This is a genomic window from Micrococcus sp. KRD012 (assembly GCF_017168555.1).
GTDB classification, from domain to species: Bacteria; Actinomycetota; Actinomycetes; order Actinomycetales; family Micrococcaceae; genus Micrococcus; species Micrococcus luteus.
Window position 1 is genome coordinate 192680 of the sequence record NZ_JABFBB010000007.1, and the last position, 25414, is coordinate 218093.

Genomic DNA, 25414 nt, shown 5'->3' on the forward strand with positions numbered 1-25414 from the left:
GGCAAGGGCGGTCATGGCGGTCTCCTGAGGACGAGGCGAAGTGGGGGAGTGCAGGGTCGTGGATGTCATGGCCGTGGTCCGTCCACGCCGGCGTGCGGGGCGAACACAGGGGAGGTCAGCACGGTGCCGGGCAGCAGCAGGTGTGGATCGTCGCCGATCACCCGCCGGTTGGCCTCGTACCAGCGGCGCCACCGGGCGTCGATCTCTCGGGGGGTCGCGTCCGGGCCGAGCTCGGCGGCGGCGAGGTGCCACAGGCAGTCGCCGCGCCGGACGGTGACGGTGGGGTGGTCCGGATCCGCACGGCCGGTGCCGGCGCCCGGCGGGGCCGGCGCCGGGGGCCGGGGCGTCCACGCGGCATCCGGCGCCGGGGCCTCGACGCCGGTGGCGTGCGTGGGGGACGCGGCCACGGTCCAGGAGGCGTCCGGCACGGGATGAGCCGCGTCCGCCCACGCGGCCGGCGCCGCGAGCAGCTGGGCACCGACGACGGCGCCGGCTACGCGTCCGAGCAGGGCGGGAGTGAGGCTCCGGCCCAGGCGGGCCCAGGCCGGCCGGCCCGCACGGCGCCCCAGCGCGACGAGCGCCAGCCCGGTCAGGCCCACCGCCCACCACGCGAGCAGTCCGAGCCCGGCGAGACCGGCGCCGAGGCCCAGCACACGGGTCAGTTCCGCCGCCGGCGCGCTGGTGCCCGTCTGCAGCAGCGCCGCGGCACAGGCGAGCAGACCGGGTCCGGCCAGAAGCAGGACGGTGAGGCCGACGGCGTCCGCCGCGTCGACCGGACGGGTCGGGGCCGGGCCGGCCGGTGATGTCGAGCGCTCCATGGATTCCCCTCCTGTGCGTCCGTCCGGCCGCGATCCCGCGATCAGGCCGGTGATGATGACCACAGTGAACTGCATGGCCGGATGGGTGTCAAGAGTGATGTTTGATGATGTTTGATGATGGCTGGCGCTCGACACCGAGCCTCCTATGCTGAGCGCATGCGGTGGAACGGACTCTTCGACGACCTGGAGGCGCACTGGGTCGACCTCGGCTGGCAGGAGACGGTGGCCGAGGCCGCGGAGCTGACCCGAGCGGAGTGGATGGCGCTGTCCCTGGTGGACCGTCTGCGCGGAGCCCGAGGGCGGCAGGTCCGGCTCCACCTGGCCTGGGGCGAGGTCGTGGACGGCGTGGTGCACACGGTGGGCCAGGGCTGGGTCGGCGTGCACGTCGACGGCTCGGGATCGGCGATCGTCGCGGTGGACTGCGTGGCGGCCGTGGAGGCCGACCTGACCCGGGCCGCGCTCGCGCCCGAGCTCGCCGCGGCCGGCTGGGGGACGGTGCTGCGCGGCATCGCGCGGACGCGCCAGCCGGTGGCGGTGACGGGGCGCCTCGGCGCGGCACTGGCGGAGGGCACCGTGGACCGGGTGGGCGGCGACCACCTCGACATCGCCCGCCACCCGCTGGACGAGGCCCGGCGGGCCGCGGCCGTCCGCGGGCGGCTCGTCATCCCGTTCGGGGCGCTGGGGACGGTCCGGACCGCGCTGCGCCCCGCCTGAGCAGACCGTGTGGGCTCAGCGGGCCTGCGCGTCCGTCTCGGTCCACTCCCGGACGCGGGCGCGCGTCACTTCCTTCTGACGCTCCACGTAGTCCTCGAGCCAGGACACCTCGATGCGCCACTGACCGCGGCCCCCGACCTGGATGGCCTGCAGCTCACCCGAGCGGACCAGGGCACGGGCGGCCTGACCGGAGATGTTCAGGGTCTCCGCGACGTCGGTCAGGGTGAGAAAGCGCTGCACGGTGCTCCTTCGGTCGAGGCGTCCAGGACGGTCGCGGGCGGCCCACGACGTCGACCCATTCAACCCCGGGAACACCCGGAGGCGACACTTTTCCACAGCGTACGCGGCGGATCCGGCGATCCACGGCCCCTGTGGTTACTCTGGGCGCAGCGCGGAGGGGCCGACACCGACGGGGTGCCGGGGCCGCGGCGGCCCGCGAGGCCGGTCCGAAGGGGGGAACATCCGGTGTCCACGACCATGTCCGCGTCCGCCGAGGGCGGCCGTCTGCGCCGGCCCCGCTGGCGGGATCCCCGGCTCCTCGTCGGTCTCATGCTCGTCCTCGCCTCGATCGCCGGCGTGGTGGCGCTGGTCGCCTCCTCCCAGCGGACCGCCGCATACTGGACGGCCGCGGAGGACCTGCCCCCGGGCACGCCCATCGCGGCCGGGGACCTGCGGCCCGTGGAGGTGAACCTCAGCGAGGCCGGCGAGCGGTACCTCAGCGCCGATGCTCCGGCGCCCGAGGGGCGGATGGTCTCCGGGACGGTCCGGGCCGGCGAGCTGCTGCCTGCGGCGGCACTGGTGGACGCGGACCCGGACGGCCGTCGTCCCGTCGGGGTGGCCCTGGACGAGCCGCTGCCGTCCGGCGTGGGCGTGGGGGACCGCGTGGACGTCTGGGTGGCCATGCCCGCGGAGGGAGGCCGCGGCCATGCGGACCCGGCCCGGCTGGCCGAGGCGCTCGAGATCTCCGAGGTCACGGCGGAGCAGAGTGGCTTCGGCGGCTCGGGCACCACCCGGGTGCAGCTGCTGGCACCGGAAGAGACCCTGCCGCGCATCGTGGACGCGAAGGTCAAGGACGCGCGGGTCACCCTCGTGCCGGCCCACGGGGTGCGCTGACCGTGCGCATCGCCCTGGCCACCACCGTCCAGCCGGGCCTGGACCACATCGGCCCGCTCGAGCGGCACCAGACGGACATCACGGTCCTCCGCCGGGCCGAAGACCTCGCCGAGCTGCTCGCGATCGCCCGCTCCGGTCTCGTGGACGCGGTCCTCGTAGCCGGGGACACCGAGTCCCTCACCGCCGCCTTCCTGGAGGAGACGGCCCGGCTGCCCCGACCCGTGGGCGTGGCGGCGCTCAGCGAGGTCCGTGCCGAGCGTCGTCGCCTCCGCGGCATGGGGGTGCCCTGCGTGCGCGCCGACGCCGACCCCGAGCAGATCGCCGCCGTCGTCGTGGAGTCCGCGAGCGCGGCCGCGGAGGGCCGCCGGCCGGCGACCTCGCACGGGGAGGACGCCGACCACGCCTTGGATCACGCCGAGGACCTCGACGACCTGCCGATCACCCTGGAGACGCTCGGCGCGGACGAGGTGCCCGGCCTCACGGACCCCTGGCGCGGCGCCGACGAGCCCGACGACGCCGGGCCGGGTGCCGCCCCCGCCGCGGCCACGCCCGACGGCGGCCCCGCCACGGCGGACGAGGGAGCCGACCCCGCACCCTCTCCGGAGGAGGGCGAACCGGCCGGACCCGCGCGGGAGTCCCTGGTGACCGTGGTGTGGGGCCCCACCGGCGCTCCGGGACGCACCACCGTCGCCGTGAACCTCGCCGCCGAGCACGCCGTGGCCGGCCGGAACACGCTGTTGATCGACCTGGACACGTACGGCCCCGCCGTCGGTGTGCACCTGGGGCTGACGGAGGAGTCGGCCGGCGCGGCGCGGGCCGTGCGGCGGGCCGACCACGGCCGGCTGGGCGCCGCCGACCTGGCGGCCGCGGGCGTCCGCGTCCGCGTCGCCGGCGCGGACCTGACGGTTCTGACGGGGCTCACCCGCGTGGACCGGTGGCCCGAGCTGCGCCCCGCCGCCGTCTCCGCGCTGATCGCGGCCGCCAGGGAACACTGGGACCGCGTGGTCGTCGACGTCGGGTTCGGTCTCGAGCAGGACGAGGAGTTGTCCTTCGACGTGCCCGCCCCACAGCGCAACGGTGCGACCCTGGCGGCGCTCGCCGCGGCCGACGAGGTCATCGCGGTCGGCGGGCCGGACGCCGTCGCGCTGCCCCGCCTGGTCCGCGGGGTCGAGGAGCTGGCGGAGGTGGCCCCGGCGGCACGGCTGCGCGTCGTGGTCAACCGGCTCCGGCCCGCGGCCGCCGGCGTCGCCCCGCGAGGCCAGGTCGAGGCCGTCTGGAACCGCTACGCCTCGCCGGCCACGCCGCTGGAGGCGTTCCTGCCGTGGGACCCGGCCGCCGCGGACCCCGCGCTGCTCGCCGGCCAGGTGCTCGCCGAGGCCGCTCCGAACAGCCCGCTGCGTCGCGCCCTCGCCACGCTGGCCGGTGTCCCTGCCCGCCCCGCCCGCCGCGGACGGCACCGCGCACGGCCCTCGCAGACCATCGCCGCCGTGTCGTCCGACGCCGCCCGCGACGCCACGGACACGGGCCGCCCGGCACGTCGCCGTACCCTGATCCCATGGTCAGTTCGCTCGCGCAGGACCCCCTGACGTCGCACCCGGACATCGGAGACGAGGACCGCGCCTGGCTGCAGCGGCTCGTGGGGGACTGGCAGCTCGTGGCAGACCTGGCGCTCGCGGACCTCGTGCTCTGGTGCCCCGTGCCCCGCCGCGACGAGGCCGGAGGGTTCGTCGCGCTCGCCCAGGTCCGGCCCTTCACCGCTCCCACCCTCTTCCACCGCGACATCGTGGGCTCGCGCGCCCGCGCGGACCTGCGGGCCGTCGTCGGGCAGACGTGGCATGGCGGGGAGCGGGCCGAGGGGGCCGGCCCCGTCGAGGCCCCGGGAGGCACGCTGCAGGTGCGTCTGTGGCCGGTGGTCCGCGCCGGGAGGGTCATCGCGGTCGTCTCCGCGCACGCGGACCCGAACGGCCGGCCGGCGCGCTCGGTGATCGAGGAGAACTACAGCCGGACGGCCAGCACCCTGCTGGACATGATGCAGCACGGCCGCTGGCCGGCGCCCGAGGAGCCTCCCGGCCTCTGGGCAGGCGGCACGCCGCGGGTGGGGGACGGCCTCGTCGTGCTCGGGCCGGACTCGGTCGCCGAGTTCACCAGTCCCAACGCGGTCTCCGCCCTGCGCCGGCTGGGCATCGCCTCAACGCTCGAGGGGCACCGGCTCACCGACGTCCTGGCCAGCACCGAGGCCGCCCGCGTGCCCACCGACGAGGGGACGTGGGCCGTGCTCACCGGCCTGCGTGCCGGACGCCGGGAGGTGCAGTCCGGCGGGGCGTCCCTCACGGTGCGCTCCGTCCCGCTGCTCGGTCCGGACGGCTGGCAGGGGGCGCTGCTGCTGCTGCGCGACGTGACCGAGCTGCGCCGCCAGGAGCAGCGTCTGCTCACCAAGGACGCGACCATCCGCGAGATCCACCACCGCGTCAAGAACAACCTGCAGACCGTGGGATCGCTGCTGCGCATGCAGGCGCGGCGCACGTCCTCGCCCGAGGCGGAGCGTGCGCTGCGTCAGGCGATGCAGCGGGTGGACACGATCGCCCTCGTCCACCAGACGCTGAGCGAGGAGATCGAGGACCAGGTCCCCGTGGACGGTCTGCTGCAGCGGCAGTTCCGCCTGGCCGTCGAGGTGGCCGGGGACGGGCGGCCGCTGCAGGTCGCGGTCACGGGCGAGTTCGGTGAACTGCCCTCCCACGTGACCACGCCGCTGGCGCTGGTGCTCAATGAGCTGGCGGCCAACGCCGTCGAGCACGGCACGGCGCCGGGCGGTGGCTGCGTGGGCCTGCACGCCGACCGCGAGTCGACCCCCGCAGGAACGGTGCTGGTCGTGTCCGTGACGGACGGCGGCCCCGCCGCCCCCGACGGATGGGTGCCGGGGGAGTCCCCCCGCGCGGGCGAGGGATCGGGGCTCGGTCTGCGCATCGTGCACTCGCTCGTGGAGGGGGACCTGCGCGGCACCCTGCGCTGGGAGCGGTCCGACGACGGCGGCACGCGCGTCGTGCTGCGACTGCCCCTGACGTGAACCCGGCCGGGCTTGAGGACGGCCCCGTCGACGTCGTCGACGGGGCCGGTGGTCCGGGTGGGTCAGGAGGCGCGGCGGGCACGCGCGGCGCGGCGCTTCATGGCGCGCCGCTCGTCCTCGCTCATGCCGCCCCAGACGCCCGAGTCCTGGCCGGACTCCATGGCCCACTTCAGGCACGTGTCCACGACCTCACACGAGCGGCACACCGCCTTCGCCTCCTCGATCTGCAGGAGGGCGGGGCCGGTGTTGCCCACCGGGAAGAACAGCTCCGGGTCCTTGTCCAGGCACGCTGCTTTACTGCGCCAATCCATCGGTCCGCTCACTTTCTGTCGGAAGAACCGGAGCCCGCGGGCGCCGGTGGTCACGGCCTCCGCCGGCGGCGGGCGCGGGGGCCGGCGCGGACGACGCGCGGCACGACCGATACGGAGGGCGACCCTGGTCATTGCAACGGGGACCGCCTTCGTACGAACGCGGCCCCCGGAAATCTCTCGCGTGCCATCCTCGCACGGCCCTCACGAGTGAACAAGAGGTGAATGAGGTGCATCACCGCGCTGCACTGCGAGTCCTTCGTCACACCATGCCCTGACCGAGGCGCCGCCGCGGACGTGGTCCGCGCGCCGCCCGGCGTACCGTGGGGGACACGTCCGTCCCCGCAGCCGTCCGCAGGAGAGGCCCCATGGCACAGTCCCGCCGCCCCGACCCCGTCGCCCCGTCCGAGTCGTCGGGCGCCGACGCGACGACGGTCCCGCCCCGCCCCGGACGGGGCCTGCCGGTGGCCGTCCTCGTGGTTGCCGCGGCGCTCGTGCTCGAGGGGGGTGCGCTCCTCTGGCTCGCCGTGGACGCGGTGGTGCATGCGGCGGACGGGGTGCTCCCGGCCGGCGCCCGCGTGATGCTGGTCGTCATCTACGCGCTGCTCGCCCTGTGGATCCTCGCGACCGCCGTCGCCCTGCTGCGCGGTCGGGCGTGGAGCCGCGGCGCCGCCGTCGCGATCCAGCTCTTCGGTGTGCTCCTGTCCTCGTGGCTCTTCAGCGTGGACGCCGCCGCTCTGGGTGGGCCGCTGCTCGCGGTCTCCGGCGTCGCGCTGCTCACCCTCTTCACGACGCCGGTCACCCGGCATCTCACCCCCGCCCCGGAGGCCTCGACGGACGCCTGAGCCCCGCCCCGACGACGACGGCGCGCCCCCGGCCAGGGGCGCGCCGTCGTCGTCATCGGGGCCGTGGTCAGTTCACCGGGCCGGTGAACTTCTCGCCGGGGCCCTTGCCCGGGGCGTCCGGGAACGGGGAGGCCTCACGGAACGCCAGCTGCAGCGAGCGCAGCCCGTCGCGCAGCGGTCCGGCGTGCTGGCTGCCGATCTCGGGGGCCGCGGCCGTGACCAGCCCGGCGAGGGCCGTGATGAGCTTGCGGGCCTCGTCGAGATCGATGAGCTCGCGGGCGTCGGGGGAGTCGGCCAGGCCGCACTTGACGGCGGCGGCGGTCATCAGGTGCACGGCGGTGGTCGTGATGACCTCGACGGCGGGGACCTCGTGGATGTCGCGGATCTCGGCGGGGGCGTCCATGGGGGTGGCGTCCTGGGCCTGACGTTCGTCTGTCATGGTGGTAAGCTTCCCATAGACCACTCGTGGTCCGCGCAAGACCTCGTCATCCGGTGACCCCGGGGCGGGCATGCACGGGCCAGGAGCAGCAAAGTGGAGGCCTCTCTCCCACCCGCGTCAGCAGGATGTCCGGTTCGCCCCGGGCCGAGTTGCCGGGTCGCCGGTCGGGACCGCCGCGTCGTGGCGCGCAGCCCGCACCGAGGGTCCCGTCCGACGGGATCGTGTCGAGGCCTCCGTCTGCGTCCGCGCAGGGGAGGCCTTCCTCGTTTCCGAGGGCCCCTCCGGTGGGCGCGGGGTCACCCGTCGTCTCACACAGAGGAGTACCACCATCAGCGATCCCCGCATCAACGAGCGTATCCGCGTTCCGGAAGTCCGCCTGGTCGGCCCGAACGGCGAACAGGTCGGCATCGTCCGCGTCGAGGACGCCCTCCGGCTCGCCGCCGAGGCGGACCTGGATCTCGTGGAGGTGGCCCCCACGGCCAAGCCTCCGGTGTGCAAGCTGATGGATTTCGGCAAGTACAAGTACGAGGCCGCGGTGAAGGCCCGTGAGTCGCGCAAGAACCAGGTGAACACGGTCCTCAAGGAGGTCCGCTTCCGCCTGAAGATCGACAAGCACGACTACGAGACCAAGACCGGCCACGCCAAGAAGTTCCTGAGCCAGGGCGACAAGGTCAAGGCCATCATCCAGTTCCGCGGCCGTGAGCAGCAGCGTCCCGAACTCGGCATCAAGCTGCTGCAGCAGTTCGCCGAGGACGTCGCCGAGCTGGGCACCGTCGAATCGCAGCCGCGCCAGGACGGCCGCAACATGGTGATGGTGGTCGGCCCGCTGCGCACCAAGGCCGATGCGCGGGCGGACCAGCGCAAGAACTCGGCCGAGAGCCACCGCGAGCGTCAGGGCGGCGGTTCGCGTCGCGACCAGGCCGCCCGCGAGGCCAAGGAGCGCGCCGCGCAGAAGGCGGCGTCCGACTCCGCCCCGGTGCGGAATTCGGTCGGGGATGCGTTCCCCGAGCAGCTGAAGGCCATGGCCGCCCGGACGCAGGAGAACGCCTCCGCGGCCCCGGCCGAGACGACGCAGGCGCCGAAGACCCCGGCCCCGGCGGCTCCCCGCCCGGCCGCGGCCGCCCCGGCTGCGAAGCCGGCCTCCAGCGCCACGCCCGCATCGGCCCCGAAGCCGGCCGCGACGCCGAAGCCGCAGTCCTCGGCTGCGCCGGCTGCCACGCCGAAGCCGCGGTCCGCCGCCAAGCCGGCCGCGGCCGGGCGGGGAGCCGCCCCCCAAGCCCGGTCCTCGGGCCTGACCCCCCGGGGTCGCCACAGACCAGCCCGGTCCGGACGGACCGGGGTGACCAGCACTGCCGTGCGCGCCGCGCACGGCAGCGATGAGTGAAGGAGAACGGCAGCCATGCCGAAGATGAAGACCCACAGCGGTGCCAAGAAGCGCTTCCGCGTGACCGGCTCCGGCAAGATCATGCGCCAGCAGGCGAACCGCCGCCACTACCTGGAGCACAAGTCCTCGCGCCTGACCCGCCGTCTCAAGGGCGACCAGCTCGTCTCCAAGGGCAGCATCAAGCAGATCAAGCGGATGCTCGGCATCTGACACCCCCCCGGCCTCGCCGGAACCCCTTCCTCCTCGGCCGTGACGCGCCAGTGCGCGCCCCGGGGACCACACAGATTGGAGTACGCACGTGGCACGTGTGAAGCGGGCAGTGAACGCCCACAAGAAGCGTCGGACCATGCTGGAGCGCGCCTCCGGCTACCGCGGCCAGCGGTCTCGCCTGTACCGCAAGGCGAAGGAGCAGATGCTCCACTCGTTCACCTACAACTACCAGCATCGCCACAAGCGCAAGGGTGACTTCCGTCGCCTGTGGATCACCCGCATCAACGCGGCCGCCCGCGCCAACGGCATGACCTACAACCGCTTCATGCAGGGCCTCAAGCTGGCCGGCGTCGAGGTGGACCGCCGCATGCTGGCCGAGATCGCCGTCTCCGACGCCGCGACCTTCGCCGTGCTGGTGAAGACCGCCCGCGAGGCGCTGCCCGCAGACGTGAACGCCCCCGCCGCCTCCCGCTGAGCCGGCTCAGGGGCCCTGAGGGCCCCATCACCACGCCCCAGGCGTGAACACCACCGCCGACGGGGCGGGTCCTCCACCGAGGCCCGCCCCGTCGGCGTCTGCACACCCGCAGCCGAGCCCCGACCAGAAAGACCCCATGACACCGCACGCCGAGCCGATGACCCATCCCCGTGCCGAGCGCGTGCGCGCGGTGGCAGCCCTGGCGGGCCGCTCCGCCCGACGCCGGACGGACACGTTCCTCGTCGAGGGGCCGCAGGCCTGCCGCGAGGCGTTGCGTGCCCACCTGGGGGAGGGGCCGGCGGCTGCCGCGGGGCAGTGGCGGGCGGGGCGGGTGCTGACCCAGGTGTACGTGTCCGTCGGTCTCGTGGACCGGGATCCCGCGCTCGCCGAGCTCGTGGCGCGCGTCCGGGACCGCCCGACGCCGGGTGGTGAGCGCGTCCTGGTGCGCGAGGCCAGCGACGAGGTGCTCACCGCCATGGCCGACGCCGTGACGGGGCAGGACATCGTCGCCGTGGCGCGGATGCCGGAGCCGCAGGCCGTCGAAGCGGTCCTCGAGGAGGCGCGCCTGGCCGCCGTGCTGTGCCGCGTGCAGGACCCGGGGAACGCCGGCACGGTCATCCGAGCCGCGGACGCGGCCGGGGCGGACGCGGTGGTCCTCACGCCGGGCTCCGTCGACCCGTTCAACCCCAAGGTGGTCCGGTCCACCGCCGGGTCGCTGTTCCACCTGCCCGTGGTCACCGCCGTCCCCGCAGAGGCGGCCGCGGCCGCCGCCCGGGCCGCAGGCCTGCAGGTGTGGGCCGCCGACGGCTACGGCTCGGATCGGCTCGACGCCCTCGCCCCCGGCGTGGTCGCCGCGCCGACCGCGTGGCTGTTCGGCAACGAGGCCCAGGGCCTGGACGGCGGCGAGCTCGCGCTGGCGGACCGCCGGGTGGCGGTGCCGCTGTATGGGGCCGCGGAGTCCCTGAACGTGGGGACCGCCGCCACGGTGTGCCTGTACTCGTCCGCGATGGCGGGGGCACGGCGCGCCGGCTGACGGGGCGCACGAGGCGGCGCCAGCCGTCCGGAGACGCAGATGGGGCGGGGATCCACGTGGATCCCCGCCCCATCTGCGTGTTCCCGGGTGGAACCCGGGCCGCTCAGCTCGCTCAGGCGCGGGTGCCGGTGCGGCGGGTGATGGCCTGCCACACTGCGGCGACGATAACGCCGCCGATGATCGCGAAGATCCAGGTGCCCAGATCGAAGAACTTCTCGTTCACGTCGAAGTCGAACAGCAGGGAGGCGATCCAGCCGCCGAGGAGAGCGCCGACGATGCCGGTGAGGAGGGCGCCGAGCCACCCGCCGCCCTGACGTCCGGGGAGGATGGCGCGAGCGATGGCGCCGGCGATGAGACCAAGCACGATCCAGCCAATGATGCCCATGATGATGGTTCCTTTCGGGTTGCGAATCTGACGTACGAGAAGGAACGTAGCAAGGGATTTTCACGGGGGGCCACCTCTGGCGCCCCGACTTTTTCGAGATTCTCCGACGTGACGAGGTTCGCCCCGGCCTCGTGTGGGAGATTCAGCGGGGCGAGCCGCCGTCGTCAGCCCGGACGCCGGGCCGCGCCGCGACGTCGCGGCGCACGAGCAGGAACGCCAGCACCAGGCCCGCCAGGGCGATGCCCGCGCCGACCAGCGGCGGGGTCCGCAGCGACGCACCGGCCCCGATCGCGGCGGCCCCGACCCACGCGCCCATCGCGTTGGCCATGTTCAGCGCGGAGTGGTTGAGCGAACCGGCCAGCTGGGGTGCGGTGGGCGCGGAGTCCACGAGCAGCACCTGCAGGGACGGGGCGATCCCGGAGCCGCTGACGGCCACGCAGAAGAGGAACACGATCATCACCGGAGCCCACGAGGCCGTCAGCGCGACGGCGGCCAGCGAGACCGCGCTGAGCCCGAAGCTCAGGCGCAGGGTGCCCACCGGGTCGCGGTCCGTGAGGGCGCCGCTGACGAGCGTGCCGATCACCATGCCGACGCCGTAGAGGGCCAGCACGGCGGGGACCCACCGTTCCTCGAGGCCCGCGACCTCCGTGAGCAGCGGCGCGATGTAGGTGTAGAGCGCGAACATGCCGGCGAAGCCGATCACGCCCACGGCCACCGTCGCCCACAGCCGGCCGGAGGCCAGACCGCGCAGCTCGCGGCCGACCGAGGCGCCCGCGGGGGCCGGCACGGACGGGACGAGCCACGCGGTCGCCCCGACGCACAGGGCCGCGCAGACCGCCACGATGATGAACATCCAGCGCCAGCCGACGGCCTGCCCGAGCGCCGTCGCGCCCGGCACGCCCAGCACGTTGGCCACGGACAGCCCGGCCATCACCCAGGCCACGGCCTGGCCGCGGCGGGCGGGCCCGGCGAGGTCCGCCGCGGCCAGGGCGGCCGCGGAGAAGTAGGCGCCGTGGGGCAGGCCCGACACGAACCGGGCCGCCATCATGCTCCCCATGTCCGGGGCGAGGAACGCGGCCACGTGCCCCACGACGAACAGCAGCATCAGCACGATGCTCGTGACCCGCCGGTCGACGCGGGCGAACGACGCGGCCAGAAGGGGAGCGCCGATCACGACGCCCAGCGCGTACATGGAGATGAGCACGCCGCCGGCCTCGAGACCGATGCCGAGGTCGGCCACCGCCTGCGGCAGCAGGCCCATCATCGCGAACTCCGTGGTGCCGATCGCGAAGCTGCCCAGGGCCAGCGCGAGGATGGCCGGCAGCAGACGCACGCGGCGGCCGCCCAGCAGCGCGCCGGGGCCCGGCGGCACGGTCGGCGGGACGGACGGGTCCGGGTGCGTCGGACGCGGGGCACGGGGGGAACGGTCGTGGGCGCCGTCGGCGGCGGGAGTGGGGATGGGCACCGACCCAGCCTACGGACTCCGGTCTGCGGGGGCGGGGGCCTCGCTAGCCTGGGCTCATGACCTCCGCCACACCTGCTCGCCCCGCGCCCGCCGCCCGCCCGACGACGTCGCCCCGGGACGGTGCGCGACCGCGGCAGGTCGTGGGGCTCGCGCTGCCCGACGATGTGGCCGCGCCGACCCGCCTGCTGGCGGCCCGTCGCAGCGCGCCTGCCCCGCTGCGGGGGCTCTGGGAGTTCCCCGGGGGCAAGGTCGAGCCGGGGGAGGGCGTCCAGGAGGCGCTGCTGCGGGAGTGCCGGGAGGAGCTCGGGGTCGCCGTGCGGCTCGGCCCCGAGGTGGCGGCGCCGGAGCCGGACGGGTGGGAGCTGGCCAACGGCGCCCGGATGCGGGTGTTCTGGGGCGTCCTGGCGGAGGAGGGGGCGACGCCCCGAGCCCTCCAGGACCACGACCTGCTGGCGTGGCTGCCGCTCGCCGGGCCGGGCGTGCGGCACCTGGACTGGATCCCGGCGGACCGGCCGATCGTGGCCGAGGTGCTCCGTGGCGCCGCCACGGCGTTCTCCGCGGGGCGCTGAGTCGACACGCGGCCGGCCGCGCCCCGCGGACCGGTCAGAACAGCGCGGGCTGCGCCGCCGGAGCGGAGGGCCGGGACGCCGGCCGGCGCCGGGCCGGGGGATCGTCCTCGCGCCGGATGCCGTGGGCGCCGCCGCGGGCCAGGCCGTGCCGTGCGGCGGCCTCCCCGGCCATCCGGGTGAGCATGCGGCGGTACGACTCGGGCGCGTAGGCGGACCGGGCGTACATCTGCTCGTAGCCGGCCAGCAGATCCGGGTGCTCGCGGCGGATCCAGTCCAGGTACCACTCCTTCGCGCCCGGCCGCAGGTGCAGGGCGCCCGGCATGACGCGCGCGGCTCCGGCGTCCGCCAGCGCGCGCATGAGGGCGTCGATCTCGCGGTCCCCGTCCGTGAGCCACGGCAGCAGGGGCATGGCCATGACGGTGACGTCCGCACCCGCGGCGGCGAGCCGCTCGATCAGGCGCAGGCGTGCGGTCGGCGACGGCGTGCCCGGCTCGACCGCGGCGGCGATGGCGGGGTCGAGCATCGCCAGGGACAGCGAGACCTGCACCGGCACCTGGCGCGAGGCCGCCTGCAGCAGGGGCACATCCCGCGCGAGCAGGGTCCCCTTGGTCAGCACGGAGAACGGGGTGCCGGAATCGGCCAGGGCCCGGATGATCCCGGGCATCAGCGCGTAGCGGCCCTCGGCCCGCTGATACGGGTCCGTGTTCGTCCCCAACGCCACCGCCTCGCGGCCCCACGTGGGGCGGGCGAGTTCGGCGCGCAGCACCTCGGCGACGTTGACCTTCACGACGATCTGCCGGTCGAAGTCGGCCCCGGCGTCGAGCTCGAGGAAGGTGTGGGTGCTGCGGGCGTAGCAGTACCGGCAGGCGTGGGTGCAGCCGCGGTACGGGTTCACGGTCCAGCGGAACGGCATGGCCGAGGCGGACGGCACCGAGTTCAGTGCGGTCTTGGCGAGCACCTCATGGAAGGTGACGCCCGCGAACTCCGGGGTGGTGACACTCCGCTGCAGGTCCGAGAGCGGCAGCAGGGCGGCGGAGCCGGCCGGTGTGCCGGCCGTCGCCCGCTGGGCTCCGCCCTCGGACCGCAGGGTCTGCGCTTCCCATCGCATGGCCAGAAGTAGAACACATGTTCGAATCGACCCGCAAGCGTGTTCGAGTCCGGGCGTGGCGCGGGCGCCGAGACGCGCCTACCGTGGTCGCCATGACCTCCCGTGCACCCGCCCCGGCCGCCCGCGTCCTGCTCACGGGCTTCGAGCCCTTCGGCGGCGATGTCCACAACCCGTCGATCGCCGCCGCGCGGGACGCCGTGGGCATCCTGGCGGACCGGGGTGTGACGGCCGAGGCGGTCGAGCTGCCGTGCGCGTTCGGCGCGGCCGGGCCGGCCCTGACCGCGGCCCTCGACCGGGTCCGGCCGGAGGTGGCGATCGCCGTCGGGCTGGCTGGCGGCACGGCGACGGTCCGGGTCGAACGGGTGGCCGTGAACCTGCAGGACGCCCGGATCCCGGACAACGCGGGGGAGCAGCCCGTGGACCGGCCCGTGCGCGCCGACGGTCCCGCGGCCCTGTTCGCCACCCTGCCCGCCAAGCGTGCCGTCGCCGCGATCCGGGAGGCCGGCGTCGCCGCGGAGCCGTCCCTGTCCGCGGGCGCGTTCGTGTGCAACCACGTCATGTACTCGCTCCTCGACGGCCCCGGCACCGCCCGGGCCGCCGGCTTCATCCACGTGCCGTGGGACACCGAGCACCGCCCGACGCCGGACACCCCGGCCCTGCCCGCGGCCGACCTGGCGCGCGCGGTGGCCGAGGCCGCCCTGACGGCGCTGGCCGGCGGCCCCGACCTCGACGTCCCCGGCGGCACCCTGCACTGACCTCCCCGGACCCCGGGTCCGTGTCGGCGCGATCGCCCGTGCCCGTCAGCGGCGGCGCCGCAGGCCGCGGACCACGGGCCGCTCGATGTAGCCGCCCAGGGCCAGGCTCGCGCGTCGTTCGAAGACGTTGCGCGAGGCCGGATCCCCGGTCCGCCACATCGACCACGCCGCCGCCAGCGCGTACGCCGGCAGGAAGGGCAGACCCAGCAGGAGGGCGTACTGGTCCGCATGGCCGGCCTCGTGCCGCCACAGCGCGGGCGTCATGCGCAGGCCGGGGCGGGTGAACACGACGTCGCCGACCGTGAACGCGGCCCCGCCCGGGAACCGGTGCGTCCAGCCGTGGGCCTCGATCAGCCCGTGCGGTCCGGGCCGCAGCGCGCAGCCGGCGACGACGGCGCCCACCAGCCCCAGCGGCGTCGCCAGGTTCAGCAGGTTCCACAGCCCGCGCGCCCGCACGTGCGCCGGAGGCGACGGCCGGGAGGGGGCCGCGGTCATGGCTGTGCCGCAGGATCGGCGTCCCCGGCGGGGGACCCGGACGCGGGGACGTCGAAGTAGAGCGGGGCATGGGCGGCGCAGCCCGGGTTGAACGGCGCCCCGCAGGCCGGGCACGCAGGATCAGCGGTGGCCTCGAGGGCGAGGTAGGCGGTCACGCTCAGCTCGGTGCGGCACACCCCGCACAGCACATGCGGCCGGTCGAACTCGCCGGCAGGCACCGGCACGGCCGGGTGGTCGGCGAGCTCCGCGTGGCAGCGGTGGCAGGACCAGTACGCGGGGCAGCAGGCGAAGCGCAGGGCGACGACGTCCCGCGCCGTGGCGTAATGGGCGCAGCGGGTCTGCGCGTCCAGGCCCACGCCCCGCAGCAGCGGGTCGGTGCCGTCGAGGGAGTCCGGGGCGGTCATGCGCCTCAGCCTAGGCCGAGCGGGCCCGGGGCGGACACTAGACTGACGGGCGTCCCACCGTCCCCCATGCGAAGGTCGTTGCCCTGATGACACCCAGCCCCGAGACCGGCGCGGAGCCCACCGCGCCCGTGGCGGAGATCTCCCCCGTGGACGCGGAGGCGGTGGAGGCCGCTGTGCAGGCCGCGCTCGCCGCATATGAGGCCGCGGCCGACCTCGATGAACTCAAGGCCGCCCGCCTGGCCCACACCGGCGACCGGGCCCCCTTGACTCTCGCGAACAAGGCGATCGGCGCTCTGCCCAAGGAGCGCAAGGCGGAGGCCGGCAAGCTCATGGGCGCCGCACGCGGCCGCCTGGGCAAGGCCCTGGCCGCCCGCACCGAGGTGCTCGAGACGGAGCAGGCCGCGCGGATCCTGCGCGAGGAGACGGTGGACGTGACCACCGCGGTCCGTCGCCGCCGCGTCGGCGCCCGTCACCCGCTCTCGCTGACGATGGACCGTGTCTCGGAGATCTTCGTCGGCATGGGCTGGGAGATCGCGGAGGGCCCCGAGCTCGAGTCCGAGTGGTTCAACTTCGACTCCCTCAACTTCGCGCCGGATCATCCGGCCCGCGAGATGCAGGACACCTTCTTCGTGGACCCGGCCGAGGCCCACCTGCTGCTGCGCACCCACACCTCTCCGGTGCAGATGCGCTCCCTGCTCGAGCGGGGAGCCCCCACCTACGTGCTGTGCCCGGGCCGCACGTTCCGCACGGACGAGCTGGACGCCACGCACACCCCGGTGTTCCACCAGTTCGAGGGCCTGGCCGTGGACAAGGGCCTGACCATGGCCCACCTGCGCGGCACCCTCGAGTACTTCGCCCGCCAGATGTTCGGGGCGGAGGCGGCCATCCGCCTGCGCCCGAACTTCTTCCCGTTCACCGAGCCCAGCGCCGAGCTGGACATCTGGCACCCCGGCGCCAAGGGCGGGCCCCGCTGGATCGAGTGGGGCGGCTGCGGCATGGTGCACCCGAACGTGCTGCGCGCCGCGGGCCTGGACCCGGAGGAGTACTCCGGGTTCGCGTTCGGCATGGGCGTGGAGCGCACGCTCATGTTCCGCAACGAGGTCCCGGACATGCACGACATGATCGAGGGCGACGTCCGCTTCTCCCAGCACTTCGGAATGGAGGTCTGATCCATGCGCATCCCCCTGGACTGGCTGCGGGAGTTCGTCCCCGTGCCCGCGGAGCACCGTGCCGAGGACGTGATGGCCGACCTCGTCCGCGTCGGCCTCGAGGAGGAGGACGTCCACCGTCCGGCTGCCGAGCTGCAGGGCCCGATCGTCGTCGGGCAGGTGCTCTCCAAGGAGCCCGAGCCGCAGAAGAACGGCAAGACCATCAACTGGTGCTCCGTGCGCGTGGTGCCCGAGGGCGCCGCACAGCCGCTCACCGGCGAGGGGATCGAGCCCTCCGGCGTGCAGGGCATCGTGTGCGGCGCCCACAACTTCGAGGTCGGGGACAAGGTCGTCGTGGCCCTGCCCGGCGCGGTGCTGCCCGGCGACTTCCGCATCAGCCCCCGCAAGACCTACGGCCACGTCTCGGCCGGCATGATCGCCTCCAGCACGGAGCTGGGCATGGGCGACGACGGCACGGACGGGATCATCGTGCTCGGCGACCTCGGGCTCGACCCCGAGCCGGGCACCGACGCCCGGGACGTCCTGGACCTGCACGGCGAGGCCGCCGAGATCAACGTGACGCCCGACCGCGGCTACGCGTTCTCGATGCGCGGCGTCGCGCGCGAGTACGCGCACGCCACCGGCGTGCCCTTCACGGACCCGGCCGCCGCCGTCCACCCGCCCGCGGCCGACGACGCCGGCCCGGCCGTCCGCATCGACGACGACGCGCCGATCCACGGCGAGCCCGGGGCCACCCGGTTCGTGGCCCGCACGGTCTCCGGCGTGGACGCGACCCGCCCGACCCCGCCGTGGCTGGCCGCGCGCCTGCGCCTGGCCGGCATCCGCACCATCTCCCTGCCGGTGGACATCTCCAACTACGTCATGTGGGAGCTGGGCCAGCCCCTGCACTTCTACGACGCGGACACGCTCTCCGGCGAGATCGTGGTGCGCCGCGCGCGGGCCGGAGAGACCCTGACCACCCTCGACGGCAAGGAGCGCGAGCTCGACCCCGAGGACCTGCTCATCACGGACGACTCCGGCCCCATCGGCCTGGCGGGCGTCATGGGCGGGGCCGCCACCGAGGTCACGGACGCCACCACCACGATCGTGGTCGAGTCCGCGAACTTCGACCCCGTGTCGATCGCCCGTACGCGGCGCCGGCACCGCCTGCCCTCGGAGGCGTCGAAGCGCAACGAGCGCGGCGTCGACTGGGAGATCGCCGACGAGGCGGCCGAGCGGGCCGTGCAGCTGCTCGTCGAGCTCGCCGGCGGCACCGCCGAGCCCGGGGTCACCGACGTCGGGACGCGGCCGCAGCCGGCCGTCGTCGAGATGGCCGCCGACTTCCCCTCCGCCCTGGTGGGCGTGGCGTACACGACCGACGAGGTCGTGGAGACGCTGCGCGCCCTGGGCGCCGAGGTGGCCGTCGCCGAGGCCGCCGCCGACGTCGCCCCGCGGCTGACCGTGACCGCCCCGTCGTGGCGCACGGACCTGCGCATCCCCGAGGACCTCGCCGAGGAGGTCGCGCGCCTGCGCGGCTACGACGCGATCCCCTCCGTGGTGCCCGTGGCCCCGCCGGGCCGCGGCTTCACCCGCCGCCAGGCCCAGCGTCGCCGCGTGTCGGCCGCGCTCGCGGCCGCGGGACTCACCGAGGTGCTGGCCTACCCGTTCGTCTCCGAGGAGCAGAACCGGCGTTTCGGGGCGGACTCGGACGCGCAGGGCCAGGCCCTGGCGATGGTGGCCCTGGCCAATCCGATCGCCTCCCAGTACCGGTACCTGCGCCTGTCGCTGCTGCCGGGCCTCGTCGAGACCGCGCGCCGCAACCTCGGACGCGGCTTCCGCGATCTGGCGCTGTACGAGATGGGGCTGGTCTTCCTGCCCGGCGCGCAGCTGGGCTCGGCGACGATCCCCCCGCGCGCGGTCCACCCCTCCGCCGAGGTCCTCGCCGACCTCGAGGCCGGCATCCCCGCTCAGCCGTGGCACGTGGCCGGTCTGTACGCCGGGCACGACTCGGCGCCCGGGCCGGACCACGACCCCCGCCCGGTGGACTGGCAGGACGCGATCGCCGGGGCCCTCGACGTGGCCGACGTCCTCGGCGTCGAGCTGACCGTCCGGCAGGGCCGGCACCACGCGTTCCACCCGGGCCGGGTGGCCGAGCTCGTCGTCGTGACCGAGCACGGGGACCGGGTGGTGGGCGTCGCCGGCGAGCTGCACCCGCAGTGGCTCGAGGCCGAGGACCTGCCCGCCCGCACGAGCGTGTGGGAGCTGGACCTGGACGCGCTGTGCGCCGCGGCCCCCGAGATCGTGGTCGCCGCACCGCTGTCCACGTTCCCCGTGAGCACGCAGGACGTGGCGCTCGTGGTGGACGAGGCCGTCGTGGCCGGGGACGTGCGCGCGACCCTCGCCGAGGGTGCCGGGGAGCTGCTCGAGGCCGTCGAGCTGTTCGACGTCTACCGGGGCGCGGGCGTGCCGGAGGGGCGGAAGTCCCTCGCGTTCTCCCTGCGCTTCCGCGCCCCTGACCGCACGCTCACCGCGGAGGAGGTCTCCGAGGCCCGCGCCGCGGCCACCGCGCTCGCGGCGCAGCGGCACGGGGCGGTCCAGCGCTGACCGTGTCCGTCGCGACCGGCCCGTGGGGCCTGACCTCGGCCGTCCCCGCCTCGGCGGGGGCGGCCGACGCCGTCTCCGCGCTGCTCGGTCAGGTGCGCACCGCCCTGACGGCGGCCTGGGGCGTGCCGGTGGGGCCGCTCGGGCTCCGGCACGCCTGCCCGCGCTGCGGCTCGGCCGCGCACGGCGTCCCCGCGCTGACCGGCCTGCCCCCCGGCCGGGTCGCCCTCGTCTCGTTCACGCGCGTCCGGATGCCCGGCACTGAGGACCGGGCTCGGATCGGGGCGTGGTGGGCGCCGGCACGGCCCGCCGACGGGCTCGGCCTCGGGGTGGACGTCGAGCGGGCGGACGCCGCGGCCTTCGCGGACGAGGACGGCCTGGGCGGGGTGGGCTTCTCGACGGCGGAGCGCGCCCGGGTGCGGGAGCTTCCCGCCCCCGAGAGGCCCGCCGCGCGGGCCCGGCTGTGGACGCGGAAGGAGGCGCTCGTGAAGGCCGCCGGCACCGGCTTCACGGGCGACCCCGCCGCCGTCGACGCACTGACCGTGCCGGCCGACGTCGTGCTGGTGGACCTCACCGACCGGCTGCCGGGCGGTCTCCTCGGGGCGCTGGCGCTGCGGGGCCGCTGAGTCGACCGCGCGGGCGCCTCAGCCCGGGAACGGCGGCAGCTCGGGCCGCAGCGTCCACGCGTCGAAGAGCTCGTCCACCTGCGCTCGGCTCACCCCGGCGTGCGGGGCCCACGCGTGCACGTGCGTGCGCAGCCCCAGGGAGTCGACGGTGCCGAACCGGTGCTCCCGCACCCAGGCGCGCAGCATGGAGCCGAAGAGGTCCGTGCCCAGCAGGTGCCGCAGCGCCTCCACGGTGAGCGCGCCGCGCTTGTACACCCAGTCCTCGAACATCTCCTCCGGCCCGGGCTCGGCCAGCGCCTGCTCCACCGGGTGCGCGGCCAGCTTCTGCCAGGCCCGCCGCGCCATCGAGGTGATGCTGGACCGCCCCGAGGCCTCGGCCCACAGCCACTCGGACCAGCAGGCGAAGCCCTCGTGCAGCCACAGGTCGGACCAGCGGCCCAGGGTCACGGCGTTGCCGAACCACTGGTGGGACATCTCGTGGGCGATCAGCCGCTCGGACTCCCACGAGCCGTCCAGGTGGTTGGTGCCGAACAGCGACATGCTCGCGGCCTCGAGCGGGATCTCGAGCTCCTCGTCGGCCACGACCGCGGTGTAGTCCTCGAATGGGTATGGCCCGTAGGCGTCGATGAACGTGGCCATCATGGCCGGCTGGGGGGCAAGGGCCCGGAGGGCCCGCTGCTCGGTCCGCGGGGAGACCACGAGGCGCAGCGGCGGCAGGCCCTCGGCGGGAGGGGCGGCGTCCACGAGCCGGTAGCGGCCGATCTGCACGCTGAGCAGGTAGGCGGGCACGGGCTGGTCGAGCCGCCACCGCCACGTGACCCGCGAGCCGCGCGTGCGCACGGGCGCGCCCACGCCGTTGGCGACGGGCAGGTAGCCCGCGTCGCAGGTGAGGGTGATCTCCGCCGTCGAGCGGGAGGTGGGGGAGTCCACGCACGGCAGCCACGTGGAGGCGCCGTGGGGCTGCCCGGCCACGAGCACGCCGTCCGTGAGCTCCTCCCAGCCGATCGTGCCCCACGGGCTGCGCCGCAGCGTGGGCGTGCCCGCGTAGACCACGGTCAGCTCCACGAGCGTGCCCTCCGGCCGGCTCTCGTCCAGGTCGACGACGAGGCGGCTCGGGGCGCGGCCCGGCTGGGTGAACGAGGAGGCGACGGCGCGGCCGTCGACGACGGCGTCCACCCGGGACACGCGCAGCCGGTACAGGTCCAGCTCGATGCGGCGGCTCTGCTTCGTCAGGCGCACGCGCAGGACGGCGGTGCCGGAGACCCGGTTCGCGGCCAGGCGCACGTCGAGGTCCAGTGCGATGTGCTCGACGGTGGCGGCGTCGGTGCCGACGCCCGGGACGTAGGGATCGGTGCTCATGCTTCCTCTCGGGAGGGGGTGGCCGCGGCGGCGGGGTCGCCGTCGGGACGACGCCACGGGGAGACCGGGTTGCCGAGCCACCACGTGCCGGCGGGCAGCTCCTCGCCGCGCATCACGAGGGACCCGGCACCGACGGTGGTGCCGCGGCCCAGGCGGGCGGCGGGCAGCACCACGGAGTGGGGGCCGAGGGTGGCGCCGTCCTCCAGGACGACGGCGTCCAGGGACATCACGCGGTCGTGGAACAGGTGGGTCTGGACGACGCAGCCGCGGTTCACGGTGGCGCCGTCGCCGAGCTCCACGAGGTCGGCCTCGGGCAGCCAGTAGGACTCGACCCAGGCGCCGTGGCCGATGCGGGCGCCCATCGCGCGCAGGAACCAGACCAGGGCGGGGGTGCCGGCCGCGGCCCGGCTGAACCACGGGGCGGCGAGGAACTCGGTGAAGGTGTCCGCGACCTCGTTGCGCCAGATGAACGAGGACCACAGCGGGTGCTCGCCCGCGCGGATCCGGCCGACGAAGACCCGCTTGGCGAGCACGGTCAGGCTCGCCGCGACCGCGCCGGCCGCGAGCAGGACGACGCCGCCCAGGACGAAGGCCAGCGCCCACGTGCCGACCGCGATGAGGGCGGCCAGCGTCGCGCCGACGGCGAGGGACAGGGCCACGTGCAGCCACACCGGGATCGCGCGCAGCAGCTCCCAGGCGGTGCGGGCGGCCTTGAGTCGGGCCGGCGGGTCGTAGGTGAGGGCGGCGTCTGCGGTGACCTCGTTGCGGCGCAGGCGCACGGGCGGGGAGCCCATCCAGGACGTGCCCGCCTTGGTCTTGGCCGGGGTGGTGGACAGCACCGCCACGAGCGAGTCGCGGCGCAGGGTGCGGCCGCCGGGCACCATGCCGGAGTTGCCCACGAACGAGCGCTTGCCGACCTTCGCGGGGGCCACGTGCATCCACCCGCCGTCGAGGGAGTAGGAGGAGACCATCGTGTCGTCGGCGAGGAACGCGCCGTCGCCCACGCGGGTCATGCAGGGCAGGAGCACCACGGTGGAGGCCTCGACGCCGCGGCCCACCTCGGCGCCCAGCAGGCGCAGCCACGTCGGCGTGAAGCGGGAGGCGTAGATCGGGAACAGCTGGTCGCGGGCGGCGTCGAGGACGCGCTCGGTGGCCCACACCTGCCAGCCGACCCGGGAGCGCACGGGGTGGTGCCCCTCCGTGATGCCGAGCGCGAGCAGGCGCACGGTGACGAGCACGAGCAGCATCTGGGTCAGGAACCAGACGCCGGCCACCAGGGGGCTTGCGGCCAGCAGGCGCGCCGCGGTGGTCCCGACGGCGGCCAGCGGCCCCGCCTCCGGGGCCGGCGGCCACCAGGTCAGCGACCACGCGGCCACCGCGGCCGCCGCGGCGGCGGAGACGAGCGGAAGGAGGGAGATGAGGGTCGAGAGGACGGTCGCCATCAGGCGCCAGCCCGGGGTCTCCCGCGGCGCCTCGGCGGGGCCGCGGGACTTCACCTTGCCCACCTTGACGGCGGGGGAGCCGGCGTGGCGCTGGCCGCCGCGCACCCGCCCGGCGACGGTGGACCCGGCCTCGACGTGCGCCCCGGCGCCGACCTGGGCGCCCGGCAGGAGCGTGGAGCGGGCGCCCACGACGGCGTCCGCGCCGATGCGCACCTCGCCGAGCCGGACGACGTCGCCGTCGACCCAGTAGCCGGACAGGTCCACCTCAGGCTCGATCGCGGCGCCCTCCTCGACCGTGAGCATGCCGGTGACCGGTGGCACGGTGTGCATGTCCACGTCCTTGCCGATCCGGTTGCCCAGCAGTCGCGCGTAGGCGGGCACCCACGTGGCGCCGGCCAGCGAGTAGGGGTCCACGAGGTCGCTGATCTGCTGGGCGAGCCACAGGCGCAGGTGGACGCGGCCACCGCGCGGGTAGGACCCGGGGCTCACGCCGCGCAGCAGCAGCCGGGCCGTCGCGGCGGTGAGCAGCATGCGGCCGGGCACGGTCACCACCAGCAGACCGGCCACGATCAGCACCCACCACGGCACGGTGGGCAGCCCGGGCGCGAGCCCGGAGAGCGTCAGCAGGTTCAGGGCCAGGCCGGTCCACACGCCCAGGCGCAGGGCGGGCAGGACGAACACGGGCAGTCCCACGAGGGTCTGGACCCACTGGGTGCGGTGGCGGGTGCGGTCGACGTGCCGGTCGTGCACCTCGATGCCGCGGGGGCCGTCGTCGCCCACGACGGCGGCCACGAGGGCCCCGGCGGTGGGGTTGCGGTAGACGTCCTGGACGGTCACGGCCGGGTGGCGCAGGCGCAGGCGGGCCACGAGCTGGGCAGCGGCGAGCGAGCCGCCGCCGGCCTCGAAGAAGTCGGTGTCGGCGTCCTTGGGGGGCGCGCCGAGCACGTCCGCCCACTGGCGCAGCACCCAGCCGTCGGCGGTGTCCTCGTTCGGCTGGGGCGCGTCCTCGTCCACCTCGGCGCCGGGCAGGGGCCACGGCAGCGCGTGGCGGTCCACCTTGCCGGAGGTCTTCGTGGGCAGGGAGTCCACGACGGCCAGCCGGGGCACGAGTGCGGCCGGCAGCTCCGCCGCGAGGTGCTCGCGGGCCATGTGCAGGTCGAGCTCGGCCTCGGGGTCCGCGGGGACGAGGTAGCCGACGAGGATCTGGTGGCCCGCCGGGGTGGTCTGCACGGCCGCGGCGCCGCCGTGGACGCCGGGCAGGGCCTGGAGCGCCGCGTCCACCTCGCCGAGCTCGATGCGGCGGCCGCCGAGCTTCACCTGGTCGTCGGCGCGGCCGACGAACAGCAGGCCCTCCGGCTCGAAGACCACGAGGTCACCGGAGCGGTAGGCACGCTCCCAGCCGAGGGAGGGCATGGGGGCGTACTTCTCGGCGTCCTTGGCCGGGTCGAGGTAGCGGGCCAGGCCGACGCCGCCGATGATCAGCTCGCCCGTCTCGCCCTCGGCCACGGGCAGCGTGGTCTGCGGGTCGACGACGGCCAGGTCCCAGCCGTCCAGGGGCAGGCCGATGCGGACCGGGCCGAGACCCGTGAGCGGGGCCGCGCACGCGACGACGGTGGCCTCCGTGGGGCCGTAGGTGTTCCAGACCTCGCGGCCGTCCTCCGCCAGGCGCGCGGCGAGCTCGGGCGGGCAGGCCTCGCCGCCGAAGATCAGCAGCCGGACGTTGTCCATGGCCTCGGTGGGCCACATCGCGGCGAGGGTCGGCACGGTGGACACGGCGGTGATGCGCCGCTCGGCGAGCCACGGGCCGAGGTCCATGCCGGAGCGCACGAGCGAGCGGGGGGCCGGGACCAGGCACGCACCGTGACGCCAGGCGAGCCACATCTCCTCGCACGAGGCGTCGAACGCGACGGACAGTCCCGCCAGCACGCGGTCGCCCGGGGCGAGCGGATCGTCCGCCAGGAAGATCCGCGCCTCGGCGTCCACGAAGGCCGCGGCCGAGCGGTGGCTCACCGCCACGCCCTTGGGGGTGCCCGTCGAGCCAGAGGTGAAGATGATCCACGCGTCGTCCTCGAGCCCGGGGGCGCGGGCCTCCGCGGCCGGGTCCGCGGTGTGCTCGGGGTGCGGGGCGTAGACCCGCTCGTCGGTGAGGACGCCGGCCACCTTCGCCTCGCCGAACACGAGGCGGGCGCGCTCCTCCGGATCGTCCGCGTCCACGGGGACGTAGGCCGCGCCGGCGGCGAGCACGCCGAGGATCGAGACGTACAGCGCGGCCGTGCCCGAGGCGATCCGCACGCCGACCCGGTCTCCCGCCCGCACGCCGGCGGCCCACAGGTGGCGGGCGGTCTCGTCGACGCGCTCCCGCAGCTCCGCGTACGTCAGCGGCTCGACGCCGTCGTCCAGGGCGGTCGCGTCCGGGTGCTCGCGCGCCGTGGCGTCGAAGAGCTCCACGAGCGTCCGGGCGGGCGGGGTGCGCTCGGAGCCGGGCAGCTGCGGCCGATGCGGCGCGCCCGCGGGGTCGAGGGGGACGGAGGGGCGGGGTGGGCGCGGCGGACGAAAGGGACACAGGGGCCTCCGGGGGTGTGAGCGGCAAACCGAGGGTCGGACGCGGACCAGGCCGCAGCGGGACATTCTATGCCCCGCCCGCGGCCGCGCGG

Annotated in this window: 25 protein-coding genes; 14 read left to right on the forward strand and 11 right to left on the reverse strand. The window is 75.4% G+C overall.

Annotated elements, in window-relative coordinates; translation table 11 throughout:
• Positions 1–65: 65 nt before the first annotated feature.
• Complete coding sequence (locus J1M37_RS04245; protein WP_122054419.1) at positions 66–818, reverse strand: LysM peptidoglycan-binding domain-containing protein; 753 nt, start codon at positions 816–818, stop codon at positions 66–68.
• 156 nt (positions 819–974) lie between these two features.
• Between J1M37_RS04245 and J1M37_RS04250 the strand changes: the two genes are divergently transcribed.
• Complete coding sequence (locus J1M37_RS04250; protein WP_122054416.1) at positions 975–1532, forward strand: hypothetical protein; 558 nt, start codon at positions 975–977, stop codon at positions 1530–1532.
• Between the two features lie 15 nt (positions 1533–1547).
• On the opposite strand, the gene J1M37_RS04255 is transcribed toward J1M37_RS04250, so the two are convergent.
• Positions 1548–1772, reverse strand: coding sequence for a helix-turn-helix domain-containing protein (locus J1M37_RS04255; RefSeq protein ID WP_036383499.1), 225 nt, complete (start codon positions 1770–1772; stop codon positions 1548–1550).
• Between the two features lie 225 nt (positions 1773–1997).
• Between J1M37_RS04255 and J1M37_RS04260 the strand changes: the two genes are divergently transcribed.
• From J1M37_RS04260 to J1M37_RS04270, 3 genes are read left to right on the forward strand one after another with little or no spacing between them, the layout of a single operon-like run.
• Positions 1998–2645, forward strand: coding sequence for an SAF domain-containing protein (locus tag J1M37_RS04260; RefSeq protein ID WP_044659783.1), 648 nt, complete (start codon positions 1998–2000; stop codon positions 2643–2645).
• Positions 2646–2647: 2 nt separating this feature from the next.
• Entirely contained in the window at positions 2648–4231 is a 1584-nt protein-coding gene (locus tag J1M37_RS04265; protein WP_206452175.1) for an ATPase, read from the forward strand.
• Positions 4201–5709, forward strand: coding sequence for a sensor histidine kinase (locus tag J1M37_RS04270; protein WP_206452176.1), 1509 nt, complete (start codon positions 4201–4203; stop codon positions 5707–5709). The genes J1M37_RS04265 and J1M37_RS04270 overlap by 31 nt, the downstream gene beginning before the upstream one ends.
• Before the next feature lie 62 nt (positions 5710–5771).
• Here the strand turns inward: J1M37_RS04270 and J1M37_RS04275 are convergent, their stop codons facing one another.
• Positions 5772–6020 (reverse strand): WhiB family transcriptional regulator, encoded by a 249-nt coding sequence (locus J1M37_RS04275; protein WP_002854852.1) that lies wholly within the window; start codon positions 6018–6020, stop codon positions 5772–5774.
• Positions 6021–6385: 365 nt separating this feature from the next.
• Between J1M37_RS04275 and J1M37_RS04280 the strand changes: the two genes are divergently transcribed.
• Positions 6386–6862, forward strand: a complete 477-nt coding sequence (locus tag J1M37_RS04280) for a hypothetical protein (protein WP_206452177.1) — start codon at positions 6386–6388, stop codon at positions 6860–6862.
• A gap of 67 nt (positions 6863–6929) precedes the next feature.
• On the opposite strand, the gene J1M37_RS04285 is transcribed toward J1M37_RS04280, so the two are convergent.
• Positions 6930–7301: a DUF1844 domain-containing protein gene (locus J1M37_RS04285; protein WP_036313345.1), complete on the reverse strand. Its 372-nt coding sequence runs from the start codon at positions 7299–7301 to the stop codon at positions 6930–6932.
• Positions 7302–7677: 376 nt separating this feature from the next.
• Between J1M37_RS04285 and infC the strand changes: the two genes are divergently transcribed.
• The 4 genes from infC (at position 7678) to J1M37_RS04305 (ending at position 10403) form a co-directional block, all read left to right on the forward strand.
• Complete coding sequence (infC, locus tag J1M37_RS11665; RefSeq protein ID WP_446724884.1) at positions 7678–8685, forward strand: translation initiation factor IF-3; 1008 nt, start codon at positions 7678–7680, stop codon at positions 8683–8685.
• 15 nt (positions 8686–8700) lie between these two features.
• Positions 8701–8895, forward strand: a complete 195-nt coding sequence (gene rpmI, locus J1M37_RS04295) for a 50S ribosomal protein L35 (protein WP_002853699.1) — start codon at positions 8701–8703, stop codon at positions 8893–8895.
• 88 nt (positions 8896–8983) lie between these two features.
• The gene (rplT, locus tag J1M37_RS04300) at positions 8984–9370 is read left to right on the forward strand and encodes a 50S ribosomal protein L20 (protein ID WP_002853696.1); all 387 of its coding nucleotides are present in this window, start codon (positions 8984–8986) and stop codon (positions 9368–9370) included.
• 136 nt (positions 9371–9506) lie between these two features.
• Positions 9507–10403 (forward strand): TrmH family RNA methyltransferase, encoded by an 897-nt coding sequence (locus J1M37_RS04305; RefSeq protein WP_158183848.1) that lies wholly within the window; start codon positions 9507–9509, stop codon positions 10401–10403.
• 112 nt (positions 10404–10515) lie between these two features.
• Here J1M37_RS04305 and J1M37_RS04310 read toward each other — a convergent pair whose 3' ends face one another.
• Together J1M37_RS04310 and J1M37_RS04315 are read right to left on the reverse strand one after the other, a co-directional pair.
• The gene (locus J1M37_RS04310; protein ID WP_101966042.1) at positions 10516–10788 is read right to left on the reverse strand and encodes a GlsB/YeaQ/YmgE family stress response membrane protein; all 273 of its coding nucleotides are present in this window, start codon (positions 10786–10788) and stop codon (positions 10516–10518) included.
• Positions 10789–10930: 142 nt separating this feature from the next.
• Entirely contained in the window at positions 10931–12253 is a 1323-nt protein-coding gene (locus J1M37_RS04315; protein ID WP_158183847.1) for an MFS transporter, read from the reverse strand.
• 56 nt (positions 12254–12309) lie between these two features.
• Between J1M37_RS04315 and J1M37_RS04320 the strand changes: the two genes are divergently transcribed.
• Positions 12310–12822 (forward strand): (deoxy)nucleoside triphosphate pyrophosphohydrolase, encoded by a 513-nt coding sequence (locus J1M37_RS04320; RefSeq protein ID WP_206452179.1) that lies wholly within the window; start codon positions 12310–12312, stop codon positions 12820–12822.
• Between the two features lie 34 nt (positions 12823–12856).
• Here the strand turns inward: J1M37_RS04320 and J1M37_RS04325 are convergent, their stop codons facing one another.
• On the reverse strand, positions 12857–13930 hold the full coding sequence (locus J1M37_RS04325) for an Rv2578c family radical SAM protein (protein WP_098092380.1): 1074 nt from the start codon (positions 13928–13930) through the stop codon (positions 12857–12859).
• A 92-nt stretch (positions 13931–14022) separates the two neighbouring features.
• On the opposite strand from J1M37_RS04325, the gene J1M37_RS04330 reads away from it, so the two are divergent.
• A complete protein-coding gene (locus tag J1M37_RS04330) occupies positions 14023–14685 on the forward strand; it encodes a pyroglutamyl-peptidase I family protein (RefSeq protein WP_060974027.1) in 663 nt (220 codons plus the stop codon).
• A gap of 45 nt (positions 14686–14730) precedes the next feature.
• Here the strand turns inward: J1M37_RS04330 and J1M37_RS04335 are convergent, their stop codons facing one another.
• Both J1M37_RS04335 and J1M37_RS04340 read right to left on the reverse strand, forming a co-directional pair.
• On the reverse strand, positions 14731–15180 hold the full coding sequence (locus J1M37_RS04335) for a hypothetical protein (RefSeq protein ID WP_049147952.1): 450 nt from the start codon (positions 15178–15180) through the stop codon (positions 14731–14733).
• Positions 15177–15584: a CHY zinc finger protein gene (locus J1M37_RS04340; RefSeq protein WP_049147953.1), complete on the reverse strand. Its 408-nt coding sequence runs from the start codon at positions 15582–15584 to the stop codon at positions 15177–15179. The genes J1M37_RS04335 and J1M37_RS04340 overlap by 4 nt, the downstream gene beginning before the upstream one ends.
• Before the next feature lie 86 nt (positions 15585–15670).
• On the opposite strand from J1M37_RS04340, the gene pheS reads away from it, so the two are divergent.
• The 3 genes from pheS to J1M37_RS04355 are packed head-to-tail and all read left to right on the forward strand — an operon-like array spanning position 15671 to position 19959.
• Entirely contained in the window at positions 15671–16753 is a 1083-nt protein-coding gene (gene pheS, locus J1M37_RS04345) for a phenylalanine--tRNA ligase subunit alpha (protein ID WP_144818740.1), read from the forward strand.
• Between the two features lie 3 nt (positions 16754–16756).
• On the forward strand, positions 16757–19336 hold the full coding sequence (gene pheT, locus J1M37_RS04350) for a phenylalanine--tRNA ligase subunit beta (protein WP_078025580.1): 2580 nt from the start codon (positions 16757–16759) through the stop codon (positions 19334–19336).
• Between the two features lie 2 nt (positions 19337–19338).
• Positions 19339–19959, forward strand: a complete 621-nt coding sequence (locus J1M37_RS04355) for a 4'-phosphopantetheinyl transferase family protein (protein WP_036337488.1) — start codon at positions 19339–19341, stop codon at positions 19957–19959.
• Positions 19960–19977: 18 nt separating this feature from the next.
• Here the strand turns inward: J1M37_RS04355 and J1M37_RS04360 are convergent, their stop codons facing one another.
• Positions 19978–21318: a M1 family metallopeptidase gene (locus tag J1M37_RS04360; RefSeq protein WP_036337490.1), complete on the reverse strand. Its 1341-nt coding sequence runs from the start codon at positions 21316–21318 to the stop codon at positions 19978–19980.
• Positions 21315–25208 (reverse strand): Pls/PosA family non-ribosomal peptide synthetase, encoded by a 3894-nt coding sequence (locus J1M37_RS04365; RefSeq protein ID WP_123244353.1) that lies wholly within the window; start codon positions 25206–25208, stop codon positions 21315–21317. Before J1M37_RS04365 ends, J1M37_RS04360 begins: the two co-directional genes overlap by 4 nt.
• Positions 25209–25414 lie beyond the last annotated feature (206 nt).